The following is a 12,388-nucleotide window of genomic DNA, read 5'->3' as shown; positions in this document are numbered from 1 at the left end:
CGCCAAAGAACGGCGAATGATCCGGCGTACGATCCGCACCATCGCCCGCAAGCGGAACGAGCGCGCCTGCCCGGCATTGATTGGACAAAGGAGACACGATCATGCGTACCGCCCAAGGCAAGGCCGACGAACTCAGGACCGAGTTCTGGAAAGCCCTCGCCGATTCGCCCTTCCTCTTTCTACAGCTTGACGGCAAGCCCGAAAGCGCTGTCCCGATGAGCGCACAGCTCGACAAGGACGCCGATAGCGCGATCTGGTTCTTCACTCACAAGAACAGCGATTTCTGCAAGCTCGGCGCTGCCACCGCCACCTTCGAGGCAAAGGGACACGACATGTTCGCCCGCTTCAACGGCACGCTGGCCGAGGAAACGAGCCAGGAACGCTTCGACCAGTTCTGGTCCAATTTCGTCGAGGCCTGGTACGAGGGCGGCAAGGACGATCCCGATATCGCCTTCCTGCGGATGGACCTTGGCGATGCCGAAATCTGGTCGGGCGATCTCGGCCTGCTCACCACCGCCAAGATGGCGCTGGGCAAGACCGTGCTCGACGAGGCCGAGGAAGAGCACGCGCGCGCCGTGCCGCTGTAAGACCGGCACGAAGCCGCAAAGAAAAAAGGGCCGCCCGGCAAAGGCGGCCCTTTTCGTATCATGATCGTCCGGGGCGAACGCCCTAGCTGGTCAGCCCGACCACCAGGATCACCGCGAGTGCCACCGGGCAGACGAAGCGCACGAGAGCGCGCCAGGTCATGTGGAGCCAGCCGTCGAGACCATTCTCCTGGTCGATCAGCCGCACATCGGCGACCCAACCGACGAAGATGCAGGTCAGGATCGCGCCAATCGGCATGAACAGCTTGGCTGTCACCCCGTCGAGCGTGTCGAAGAAATTGGTCTCGGCAAACAGCGGAATGAAGCCGAGCGGATGGAAGTCGGCGATCTCGTTGAACGAGAGCGAGGCCAGCACACCGAGCACCGCCGCACCAAATCCCACGATCAGCGTCGCGGTCGGCCGCTTCATCTGGAATTTCTCGAACATCCAGGCGGTCGGCGCCTCGAGCAGCGAAACCGAACTGGTCAGAGCGGCGAAGAACACCATGACGAAGAAGAACAACCCGATCAGCGAGCCAAGCGGCATCGCCTGGAAGGCGATCGGCAATGACTGGAACATCAGGCCCGGCCCAACGCTCGCCGACAGACCGGCGGCAAACACGATCGGGAAGATGGCAAGGCCTGCAAGCAGGGCGATCGCTGTATCGGCACCTGCAATGATGCCCGAGGTTTCGCCCAGATTCGTGTCACGGCTGGCATAGGCGCCGTAGGTCATCATGCCGGCGACGCCCAGCGAGAGCGAGAAGAACGCCTGCCCGACGGCAGCCAGCATCACCTCGCCCGTCAGTTTCGAGAAATCGAAGGTGAACAGGTAAGCCACCGCCTCGGAGAAATTGCCGGTGAAGGCGCCATAGATCGTGATTCCGAGAAACAGCAGGAAGAACAGCGGCATGAGATAGACCGCGACCCATTCGATCCCGCTCGACACGCCGCGCGCGACGAAGAAGATCGTCACCGCGAGAAAGCCGAGATTGAGCCCGACCATCAGCGAACCATTGCCGAACAATCCGGGAAGCAGCCCTTCGATATCGGAGGGATCGCGGCCCTGGAACGCTCCTCCGGTCAGCCCGGTCTGGAACAGGTCGCCTGCGAAGACCGCGATGTAATAGACCACCCAGCCTCCGACCACGCAGTAGAAGCTGAGGATCAGGAAGGCCGCAAAAACGCCGAGCGAGGCAAGCACGCTCCATCCTTCGCTCGCATGCGAATCGCGCGCGACCTTGCGAACGCTTTCGGGAGCCGAGGCCTGGCCGTGGCGACCGATCAGCACTTCCGACAAGAGCACCGGCAAGCCGATCAGGAGGACGCAGAAAATGTAGAACAGGACAAACGCCCCGCCCCCGTTCTCGCCCGCTTCTGCGGGAAAGCGCCACATATTGCCGAGGCCGACGGCCGATCCGACCGCTGCCAGGATGAACGCGCTGCGCGAAGACCAGTTTTCGTGGCGTGAGCCTGCTGCTGCCATGGTGCGTTGAATTCCTCTTTATCCGCGCGCTTGTTCGCAGCGCGCTCTCCCTTTGGGCCTATCTGCAATGTTTCAGCCCCCGCGCCAAGGGGCAAGCGCGCGAACGCTTTGCCTTATCCCAGACCGGACGCTAGATCGCTTGCCCATGTCGACCACATTCCAGCTCGATACGAGCACCAGCCGGGCCAATCCCACTCCCAAGCCGCGCAAGCGCCTGACCGTGCCCAAGATCCGCGATCACAAGAAGGACGGCGAGACCCGCGAACCGCTGGTCATGCTCACCGCCTATACGGCGCGGCAGGCGCAATTGCTCGATACCCATTGCGACCTGCTCCTGGTCGGCGATTCGCTCGGCCAGGTGATTTACGGGCTCGATTCGACCATTCCGGTCAGCCTCGAAATGATGGCCAATCACGCCGCTGCGGTTGTGCGCGGGAGCTATCACGCGGTGGTCGTGGTCGACTTGCCCTTCGGCTCCTACGAGGGATCGAAGGAACAGGCCTTCGAGAGCGCGGCATGGCTGCTCAAGCAATCGGGCGCTGCGGCAGTGAAGCTCGAAGGCGGGGAAGCCATGGCCGAGACGGTCGAATTCCTCAATGCGCGCGGGATCCCGGTGATGGGCCATGTCGGCTTGACCCCGCAGGCGGTCAACGTGCTGGGTGGCTATGCCGCGCGCGGGCGCTCGGATGCCGAGGCCGAGAAGATCGTCTCCGACGCGGTCGCGCTCGACAAGGCAGGCGCATTCGCAATCGTGATCGAAGGCGTGGTCGAACCGATCGCGATCGCCGCGACCGAGGCTGTCGCGTGCCCGACGATCGGCATCGGCGCCTCTGCCCAGTGCGATGGCCAGGTGCTCGTGACCGAGGACATGCTCGGCATGTTCGAACGGGTGCCGCGCTTCGTCAAACGTTACGAGGACATCGCCAGCGTGATCGACAGGACGGTCGAGCAATACGCATCGGAAGTGCGCGCGCGCAGCTTCCCGACCGAGGATCAGACCTACCAGCCCAAGTGACCGCCCTGCCCCGCCCCGCTAGCCGCGCGCGAGCCGGTTCGCGAGCGGGGCAGCGATCAGCAGCTGGAACAGGTGATAGAGCAGCAGCGGTGCGATAACGAAGCCGGCCACTTCGGGAGCGAACAGGATCGCGGCAAGCGGCGCGCCGATGGCGACGCTTTTCTGGGCACCGGCAAACAGGAACGCGATCCGGTCCGCGCGCGCAAGGCCCAGCGCTCCGCCTGCAAGCCACGCCCCGCCGGTAGCGAAAGCAAGGAAACCCGCGACCAGCGCGATCAGCAACGCCCAGTCTGCAGCACCGAACATCGCGCCCAGCCCTTGTTCGACCGCCCCTGAAAAGGCGACGTAGACGGCGATCCCGATCACCACGCGGTCGAGCCAGGCGACCTCGGCCTTGCGTGCGGCGAGCCAGCCAATCGTGCGTTTCTGGACCGCCTGGCCGATTGCGAAAGGCAGGAGCAGGATCGCACCGATGCGAAGGATCGTCTCGGTCCCGATCTCGGCCGCCTCGCTTCCCGCAAGAAGCGCGAAGAGCGGCGCGGTCACGAACACCCCGGCAATATTGATAAGCGCCGCGCCGATGACCGACAATGCGGTGTTGCCGCCTGCAAGGCTGGTATAGGAGGTCGCCGACTGCACCGTTGAAGGCAGCGTGCCGCAGAACAGAAAGCCCAGCGCGACCAGCGGCGGCAGCACTTGGCTGGCAATCTGAGACAGCCCCAGCCCCGCCAGCGGCATGACGCCGAACACCCATGCACCCAGCGGCACGAAGAACCGCCAATTGGCGAGCGCCCTCGCGATCTCGCCGCGCGCAATGCGCATGCCATTGACAAGGAAAAGCAGAAAGATCGCGCCATTGGCAATCGCCTGGGCAAACACGCGACTTTCGCCTTCGGCCGGCACCAGCGCCGCCAGGATTGTGGCGAGCACGAGCACCGCGATCATCGGGTCGGCGATCAGGGAAAGCGAACGGCGCATCTCTCTTGCGAGCCTTGTACGCACACGCTGCGATTGTCGAGTGCGCGTGCTCAGCGCGCCGCGAACGGCCCCGGTTTGAGCGCGCGGCGCAGTGCGTCGAACCGCGCAGCCTCCTCGCGATCGCCCAGCGCTTCGGCTGCCTCGGCGCGCAGGGCCAGAACGCCCAGATCGCTGGCAGCGCCCAAACCAATCGCGGTGTCGAGCAGGACCGCGACCCGCAACCAGTCCTCGCGCTCGGCGCTGAGTTGGGCGAGCAGGAACAGGAGATCGGGGTTCTGAGGATCGCCCCTTGCCGCGCGCACCAGCAATGCCTCGGCCGCCTCGGTATCGCCGAAAGCGCGAGTCGCGGCGAACAGCTTGCGCGCCAGCGGAGCCGAACGGCGCACCCGTGCCGCGGTGCCGTAATATTCGAGCGCGCGCTCGATATCGCCGCCAGCGAAGGCGGCGTCGCCTGCGAGCAGGTGTACGTCTCCCGAAGATGGCCAACGCGCGAGATAGCGCTCGCTCGCGCGCCGGGCGGCGGCGGTATTGCCGGCGGACAGCGCTGTGCGGATCGTGGCTGTCGGCTCTGGAAGCAAACGCGTAGCTTCGAGCCCGATCATCGCGGCTTCGCGCGGGACCAGCGCCCGTTCAATCAGTGACAAGGCGCGCTCGCGGTCGCCCGAGCGTTCGAATGCGCGGCCCACCAGCATCACCAGGTAGGGCGATGCCTGCGGCTTTGCTGCGCGTTCGGCGAAGCGGTCGATGATCTCTCGGTCGCGCCCACCCAGCCACAGCGAGCGCGCGAGCAATTCGTTCACGCGGATATTGGCGGGCATGCGCTCGGCCAGTTGCTCGAGCGTTTCGGCTGCGGTGTCGTGATTGCCTTGCTGGAGATTTACGATGGCATCGAGCATCATCGCGGCTGCCACGCCCCTCTGGCTCAGCCCACTGCGATCGATCAGGGTGCTGGCAAGCACCGGGTCATTGGCCCGTGCGGCCAGCACCGCCTGGAAGAACGGCACTTGCGCAGCGCCCGTATCGACCTCGGCAAGCCGGCGGACCGCGGCCAGCATGGCGCGGTATCGACCAAGCTCACCCAATGTCGCCGCGTGATCGGCAAGCGCTTCGCCATTCGCTGGATCGGCAGCGATCGCCGCCTCGAACCATGGCAGCGCCTCGGCATGGCCATGCGCATCGCGAACGAGCTGCGCGCGCATGAGCAGAGCGGGCGCAAAGGCCGGGTCGAGCGCGAGCGCGTGATCGGCCGCCTCAATCGCGAGTAGGTGTTCGCCGCCGCGAAAGCGCAGCCGCGCGATATCGACCCACAGCCCGGGGCTTTGCGGATCGATCGCGAGCGCTTCGTCGTAGAGCCTTCCGGCCTCGGCCAGCGCGCCGCCGCGCACAGCCACGCGCGCATCCTCGACCAGTTCGAGAAAATCGGGCGTGCCGGTCAGGGCGGATCGCTCGCTGGCGCTGTCCTCGTTGGCACAGCCAGCAAGAGCGAGCGCCAGCGCACCGGCGGCAAGGAGGGCGGCGCGCCTAGGCATGCAGGTCATATTGCTTGAGCAGGTCGTAAAGCGTCGGGCGGCTGATCCCCAGCAGCTTGGCGCTGCTCGAGATATTGCCCTCGCTGCGCGCGAGCGCATGGCGGATCACGCGGCGGTCGGCGGCTTCGCGCGCGGCCTTGAGGTTGAGCACGTCGCTGGGCTCCTCAGCCTCGTCGACGAAATCGAGATCGCCGGCATTCACCAGCTTTCCATCGGCCATGATGACCGCGCGCTTGACCCGGTTTTCAAGCTCTCGGACATTTCCCGGCCAGTCATGCGCGTCGATCGCGGAAAGCGCATCGGGGGCAAAGCCGGTAACCGACGGGTTCATTTCCTTGGCAAAGCGCTTGAGAAACGCCTTGGCGAGGAGCACCGCATCGCCATGGCGTTCGGCGAGCGTGGGGATGCGGATGACGATCTCGGCGAGACGGTAGAACAGGTCTTCGCGGAAAGTGCCCTCGCCGATCATCGCCTCGAGGTCCTGGTGGGTGGCGCACACGATCCGGGTATCGACCGCAATCTGCTTGCGCCCGCCGATCCGCTCGATCGTCCGTTCCTGAAGGAACCGCAACAGCTTGACCTGCAGCGGCAGCGGGATGTCGCCCACCTCGTCGAGAAACAGCGTGCCGCCATGGGCGCTTTCGATCTTGCCCTCGGTAGTCTTGACCGCGCCGGTGAAAGCGCCCTTTTCGTGGCCGAACAGCTCGCTTTCGAGCAGGTTTTCGGGGATCGCGGCGCAATTGATCGCGACAAACGGACGGTCGGCGCGGTTCGATGCCTCGTGAAGCCCGCGTGCGAGCAATTCCTTGCCCGTCCCGCTCGCACCCAGCAGCATGACCGATACGTTGGTCGATGCCACGCGCTCGATCGTGCGTGCGACCTTGACCATTTCGGGCGCGCCGGTGATCAGCCGGCCGAGCACGGTCTTGTCCTCGCTCGCATGGGCCAGCAAGCGGCGGTTCTCGCTCTCGATCGCGTGCAGGTTGAAGGCACGCCGCACGATCAGGCCGAGCGCATCGATGTCGAGCGGCTTCTGGTAGAAATCATAGGCCCCTCGCTCGACTGCCTTGAGCGCGCTTTCGCGGGCCCCGTGACCGCTTGCGACGATCACCTTGGTATCGGGCTTGAGCGCCATGATCGCATCGAGCACGGCGAACCCCTCGCTCGTCCCATCGGGATCGGGTGGCAGGCCGAGATCGAGCGTCACCACCGCCGGCGCTTCGCTGCGAAGTGCGGCGATCGCGCTGTCGCGGTCGCCCGCGATCACGACTTCGAAATCGTCATAGGCCCATTTGAGCTGCGCCTGCAGGCCCTCGTCGTCCTCGATCACCAGCAATGCCGGTTTCTTCTCACCCATCATGCGACCTTTTCGTGTGGAGTGTTCTGTGTGCGGGCGGCGAGCCGGGCGGCCTCGGGCACAGGCAGGGCAATGCCGAAACGGGTGCCCACGCCTTCACGCGATTCGACCGTCAGTCTTCCGCCCATCGCCTTGATCATTTCGCGCGCTTCGAAAGCGCCGATGCCGAACCCGCCCTGTTTCGAGGAAACGAAGGGCTTGAACAGGCTCGAGCGGACATATTCCGGCGCCATGCCGGTGCCTGAATCGATCACGTCGATCTGTCCGGTCAGGGCGTCGCGGGTCACGGTAAGGAAGACCGGTTGCCCGTTCGCGCTCGCATCGACCGCGTTCTGGACGAGGTGGATCAGCGCTTGTTCGAGCGCGTCGCGATCGGCGAGGACGGTGACCTGTTCGTCCGCGGTGCAGGTAACCGGGTGGAGCGGCTTGAAACGTTCGGCGATATTGCGCGCGATTCCGGCAAGATCGGTCTCGCAGACCGGCTGCCCCTGCGCGGGGCCATAGCGCCCGAGCCGTGCGAGCAGCGTGTTCAGCTTGTCCGAGGCGCTGCGCAGGGTCACCAGCATGTCGGCGCGGAAATCGGGATTGTCGGCGTGCTTCTGGGCATTGGCTGAAAGCAGCGACAACTGGCTCGCAAGGTTCTTGATGTCGTGCATCACGAAAGCGATCCGGCGGTTGAATTCGTCGAACCGGCTGGCATCCATCAGCGCCTGCTGTCCGGCCTGTTCGGCAAGATAGCTCGCCAGCTGCTGGCCGACGACGCGCAGGAGGTCGAAATCCTCCCAGTCGAGCCGGCGCTCGGTGCGCGGCCGGGCGAGCACGATCGTGCCCACCAACCGGTCGAAATGGATGAGCGGCACCAGCGCCCAGGCATCTTCGGCATCGACCAGCCAGCGCGGCACATGGGCGATCTCGCCGCAATGCTCGATGCCCGAACGCGCTTCGTCGAGATCGAGGATCAGCGCGTTCTGTTCGAGCAGTCCCGCCAGCGTTCCGTCGCCCATGTCGGGCGGCACCTCGAGCGTCGCCCAGTTCCAGCGCGCGGTCAGTTCGAGCTGCGCTTCCTCGTTGGGCATCAGCAGCAGGCCAGCCGGGCTGTCGGTGATGTCGGCAAGCGCCTTGACCGCGCGTTCGTGCAGGCTCGCACCCGACTTCACGCCCGAGCCTTGCCCGATCGTGCGGGTAAAGCGCAGCCATTCCTCGCGGTAATCGTAGCGGTGCTGGAACAGGTGCTTGGTCGCGGTCACCCGCAACCAGCCGCGCAGGCGTTGCGAGGGCAGCCAGGCAAGCGCGGCAATCGCGGCAATGACGAGGAAGATGAGCTGGCCGGTGCGGGCGAGATCGCCGCCCAGGAGGGCAAGCGAGCGGGTGACTGTCACCATGACCAGCAAATAGCTGCCGATCACGATCAGCGAGAGGGTCTGGAACGTGACAGCGCGCGAAGGGCTGATCTGCCGCCCGGCGCTCGCCGCGTGGGCCCCGAGCGCGAGCAGGACCGACATCGCGCCTGCGACCAGGCCGCGCGCGGCGACCAGCATGGCCGGGTATTCTCCACCGAGATAGGCGATGGTGTAGAAATTGAGATCGTAGGCGAAAATGCCCGCAAGCCCCGCAGCGCTCCAGCGGATCACCTGGCGCGAGGGCGCCGCGGCGCCGGCATAGAGGTTGTGCAGCAGAACCAGCGCGCCGATCGCGACCAGCATCGAAAGCACCGTGCTGACCTCGAAGACCACCTGGACCAGCCGCTCGACTTCGCCGACCTGGGCCGAAACCAGCAGCAGGACCGGCTGGAACAGCTGGACCAGCACCAGCGCGATGATCACCGGCCTGATCGGCTTGAGGCTGGCATCGCGCCCGTCGGCGGCGAAAAGGCGGAAGATGACCGCGATCAGGGCACAATTGCGCGCGGTCTCGGCAAGCCGGGTGAGCGCATCGTCCGGCGCCAGCGCAACCGAGGCGGCGCACCACGCGACCATAAGCGCGCAGGCAATCACGATCGCGCGATTGCCGGGCCGCGCGCTCTCCCCGAAGCGCCACGTCCACAGCCCCGCACACCCCGCCATCAAAGCGCCTGCAAGATAGAGCGCGAAGCTCCCGAACAGGCCAAGGCCGCCCGCCATCCAGGTCATCGCGCACCCTCCGGCCACAGGATCACCCGAACCGTCTGGAGCAGGATCACGAGGTCGAGGAAAGGCGTGTAGTTCTTGGCGTAATAGAGGTCGTATTCGAGCTTGGTGCGGCTGTCCTCGATCGAGGCGCCATAGGGGTAGTTGATCTGCGCCCAGCCGGTAATGCCCGGCTTCACCATGTGGCGTTCGGTGTAATAGGGGATCTGTTCCTGCAGATCGGAGACGAATTGCGGCACTTCGGGACGCGGGCCGACAAAGCTCATCTCGCCCTTGAGCACGCTCCAGGTCTGCGGCAATTCATCGATCCGCACCTTGCGGATAAAGCGCCCAACGCGGGTGATGCGCCGGTCGTTCTTTTCGGCCCATTGGGCGCCGTCCTTTTCCGCGTCCATTCGCATCGAGCGCAGCTTGATGAGATGGAAGGGCTCGCCATAGAGACCGACCCGTTTCTGCCTGAAAAAGGCCGGGCCGCGGCTGTCGAGCTTCACCAGCAGCGCGAACAAAGCGATGACCGGCAATGTCGCGATCAGCAGCGCGAGACTGGCGATGATATCGAACATCCTCTTGGTCACGCTCGACAGCATCCGCCCGCTGGAGAAACCGTCGGAAAAGATCAGCCAGCTGGGATTGACCGTGTCGAGATCGACGCGACCCGTTTCACGCTCGAGAAAGCTGGAGAAGTCGTTGACGTGAACGCCCTTGGTCTTGATCCGCAAGAGATCGTTCAGGGGAAGCGAATTGCGCCTCTCCTGAAGCGCGAGCACCACCTCGCTCACCCCCAGGTTCTCCACCAGTCGGCCGAGATCGTGGATCGCCTCGCGCGCGATCGCCTCCTCGACCACGCGGTCGGGTTCGGCCATGGCGATGAAGGAGACGATGACAAAGCCAGCCTCCGGCCGGTCGGCCAGTTCGCGCAACCGCTCGGCGCGGTCGCCCGCTCCGAGCACCATGACCCGGCGGCGGAAGGCCGATGACCCGAGAAAGCTGTTGAGCAGCAAGCGGTCGACCACCAGCACGAGGACTGAGAAGATCATCGCGTAAAGCAGGGTCGAGCGCCAGAAATGTTCGCCTGGAAGCACCCAGTCGATCGTTGCCAGCGCGATCGTGCCGAGACTGATCGCGACCAGCAGACGCGCGCCGGCAAAGCGCAGCGAACGCAAGGCGTGCGGACCGTAGACCCCGACCGCGATCATCGCCAGCCACACGATCGCGGCCGATCCGGTGAGCGGCAACCAGCGTTCGGCAAACAGGCCGGGATCCATCCCGATCTGGGCCGCGCGCACCTGCCACGCCGCCTCGCTGGCAATCACCAGCAGGACGTAATCGAGCACGCCGAGAAGGATCACGGCGTGCGGGATATAATGTTTGAACAGGCGAATCATGGTTCGGGCGGCGCTCGCAATCTCGAAAGGTTTGCAAGCACCGCCCTAAGGACGAGAGTTTAAGTGTCGGTAAACTTTACACGGCCCCCGTGCGTCGCCTGACACGCGCGAGGCAATGATTAACGCGTTGTTATTCGCCCGGGACGTTGTCGGCGACGTCCTGCGCCGCGTCACCGACCTGGTTCGCCGAGTCGCCGACATCATTGGCAGCATCGGCAATGGCGTTGTCGCGCGCGATCTCGGACGCGTTCGACTGGGTCAGGAAATAGCCGCCGGCCAACAGTGCGGCGACCAGCACAAGCAGGAATAGCCACTTGCCGGCACTGCTTTCGTGCCCACCGCTGTTGATGGTGTGGACGGTGTGGGTGTTGCCCCGTGCATCGGTGTGCTCGGTTATACGCTCTTCGGTCATGAGAAACTCCTCGATTGCCAATGCAACCCGAAGGCGCGCGCACGGTTCCACGGGAGATGTGCAAATCGGGCCGCAATCGCGCGCCTTCGCCAGATTGCCGCGCCTATTCGCCTCGCGCGTAGCGGGCGGGCGCAGGGTTGAGGCAGTCAGGGCGGCCGCAGCGCAGGCAACCCACTCCCAATGGCACGGCATCGAGTGGGTCGAGCGATATTCCGCGGGCCTCGGCCATGTCGCCGGCAAAGCGCGCTTCGATCCCGAGCACGATTGCCTGGCGCGCCGAGCAGGCTGCACCATCAAATTCGACCGTTCGGGCGATCGTCAGCCAGTGACGCGGCGCGGCCTCGCCTTCCCCGAAGGTTACCGCCTGCACGAGCATGGTCCCGCGCCGTTCGAACGCGGCATAGGGCGCCCAGGCCGGCCAGCGCGCACCGGTGAGGGGATAGACCGCCCCGCTCGCCCCGGCGGTAAAGCGCACCATGCGCCCGGTGCGCCCGAAGCGCGCGCTGAAGAATGGCAGGCCGCGCTCACCGACCCGCTGAAGCGTGGTCAGGCGCTGTGCGAGCTGGTCGAACGAGACCGCGAAGCGCCGCTGAAGCACCGCGAGATCGTATCCGGTCTGCTCGCAGGCGCGCAGGAAGCGGCCATAGGGCATCAGCAGGGCCGCTGCGATGTAATCGGTAACATGCTCGCGGAACTTCTCGCGCGCTTCGGGCGACGATAGCCGCGCGCCCGCCACCAGGGTCTCGATCGCCTCGCGCTGTTCGAGCGCGCCGACCTGGCGCGCGATCTGGAACCGCCGCGCAGCCCCGGGCAACATTTCGGACAATTGCAATTGCCGCGCATGCAGGTCGAGCCGGTGGACGAGGCCGGGCATGACATCAGCGGGCAGGATCCGCACCGACAGGCGGTGCTGTTCGCGCAGGTGATCGATCAGCGCGGAGGCGATATCGCCGCGCGAAAGCCGCAAGCGGTCCGACAATTGCTCAGCCGCCGCGTCGCAATCGGCAAAGTGGTTCTGCCAGCGCTCGACCTCCTGGCGGGCCAGGTCGACCGGATCCTCTCCGCGCGGATCGGTGGAAGCGGCGTTGTCGTAGAGCCGGGCGAAGGCGGCTGCGGCCTGGGGCGAGGTGGCAAGGAATTCCTGCAATTCCTCGCGGTCGATCGCGAGATCGGCGAAACGCGGATCGCTCATTCGCCGGGCCAGCCCGTCGATCCCGCCGATCGCCTCGTCCTCGCGCAGGGAACGCGGGTCGAAGTCGAACCGCTCGATCACCTGCACCAGCACCCGGGCCGAAAGCGGGCGCTGATTGCGCTCGATCAGGTTGAGATAGCTGGGAGAGATGCCGAGCGAGGCGGCCATGGCAGCCTGGGTCAGCCCTTCGCGTTTGCGCAGGCGGCGCAGCGCTGGTCCGGCGAGAAGGCTGTTATCGGTCATGGCTCGAACCTGTAAATATCTTTACACAATTACACAAGCGAAAGCGGATTTTCGGCGATATAGACACGAATGTTTGTAACT

The 12,388-nt window shown here is 65.3% G+C and carries 10 protein-coding genes; 2 read left to right on the top strand and 8 right to left on the bottom strand.

The genetic code is table 11. From position 1 onward, the window contains the following. The first annotated feature begins 101 nt into the window (after positions 1 to 101). On the top strand, positions 102 to 587 hold the full coding sequence (locus tag ACKTSM_RS07905; RefSeq protein ID WP_407874112.1) for a pyridoxamine 5'-phosphate oxidase family protein: 486 nt from the start codon (positions 102 to 104) through the stop codon (positions 585 to 587). Positions 588 to 669: 82 nt separating this feature from the next. Here the strand turns inward: ACKTSM_RS07905 and ACKTSM_RS07900 are convergent, their stop codons facing one another. Next, on the bottom strand, positions 670 to 2,070 hold the full coding sequence (locus ACKTSM_RS07900; protein WP_407874111.1) for a sodium-dependent transporter: 1,401 nt from the start codon (positions 2,068 to 2,070) through the stop codon (positions 670 to 672). A 145-nt stretch (positions 2,071 to 2,215) separates the two neighbouring features. Between ACKTSM_RS07900 and panB the strand changes: the two genes are divergently transcribed. Next, complete coding sequence (panB, locus tag ACKTSM_RS07895; RefSeq protein WP_407874110.1) at positions 2,216 to 3,085, top strand: 3-methyl-2-oxobutanoate hydroxymethyltransferase; 870 nt, start codon at positions 2,216 to 2,218, stop codon at positions 3,083 to 3,085. An 18-nt stretch (positions 3,086 to 3,103) separates the two neighbouring features. Here the strand turns inward: panB and ACKTSM_RS07890 are convergent, their stop codons facing one another. The 7 genes from ACKTSM_RS07890 to ACKTSM_RS07860 form a co-directional block, all read right to left on the bottom strand. After that, positions 3,104 to 4,063, bottom strand: a complete 960-nt coding sequence (locus ACKTSM_RS07890; RefSeq protein ID WP_407874109.1) for a bile acid:sodium symporter family protein — start codon at positions 4,061 to 4,063, stop codon at positions 3,104 to 3,106. A 50-nt stretch (positions 4,064 to 4,113) separates the two neighbouring features. Further along, positions 4,114 to 5,592: a tetratricopeptide repeat protein gene (locus ACKTSM_RS07885; protein ID WP_407874108.1), complete on the bottom strand. Its 1,479-nt coding sequence runs from the start codon at positions 5,590 to 5,592 to the stop codon at positions 4,114 to 4,116. Further along, positions 5,585 to 6,949 carry a PEP-CTERM-box response regulator transcription factor gene (gene prsR / locus ACKTSM_RS07880; RefSeq protein ID WP_407874107.1) on the bottom strand — a complete coding sequence of 455 codons (1,365 nt, stop codon included), beginning with the start codon at positions 6,947 to 6,949 and terminating at the stop codon, positions 5,585 to 5,587. The genes ACKTSM_RS07885 and prsR overlap by 8 nt, the downstream gene beginning before the upstream one ends. Continuing rightward, positions 6,949 to 9,078, bottom strand: a complete 2,130-nt coding sequence (gene prsK, locus ACKTSM_RS07875; RefSeq protein ID WP_407874106.1) for an XrtA/PEP-CTERM system histidine kinase PrsK — start codon at positions 9,076 to 9,078, stop codon at positions 6,949 to 6,951. Before prsK ends, prsR begins: the two co-directional genes overlap by 1 nt. Then, positions 9,075 to 10,460 carry a TIGR03013 family XrtA/PEP-CTERM system glycosyltransferase gene (locus ACKTSM_RS07870; RefSeq protein ID WP_407874105.1) on the bottom strand — a complete coding sequence of 462 codons (1,386 nt, stop codon included), beginning with the start codon at positions 10,458 to 10,460 and terminating at the stop codon, positions 9,075 to 9,077. The genes prsK and ACKTSM_RS07870 overlap by 4 nt, the downstream gene beginning before the upstream one ends. 130 nt (positions 10,461 to 10,590) lie before the next feature. Then, positions 10,591 to 10,872, bottom strand: a complete 282-nt coding sequence (locus ACKTSM_RS07865) for a hypothetical protein (protein WP_407874104.1) — start codon at positions 10,870 to 10,872, stop codon at positions 10,591 to 10,593. Positions 10,873 to 10,975: 103 nt separating this feature from the next. Then, entirely contained in the window at positions 10,976 to 12,307 is a 1,332-nt protein-coding gene (locus tag ACKTSM_RS07860) for a short-chain fatty acyl-CoA regulator family protein (protein ID WP_407874103.1), read from the bottom strand. Positions 12,308 to 12,388 lie beyond the last annotated feature (81 nt).

Source organism: Qipengyuania nanhaisediminis (genome assembly GCF_045862805.1).
Lineage (GTDB): Bacteria > Pseudomonadota > Alphaproteobacteria > Sphingomonadales > Sphingomonadaceae > Erythrobacter > Erythrobacter nanhaisediminis_A.
This window is presented reverse-complemented; position numbering and strand designations above follow the sequence as displayed.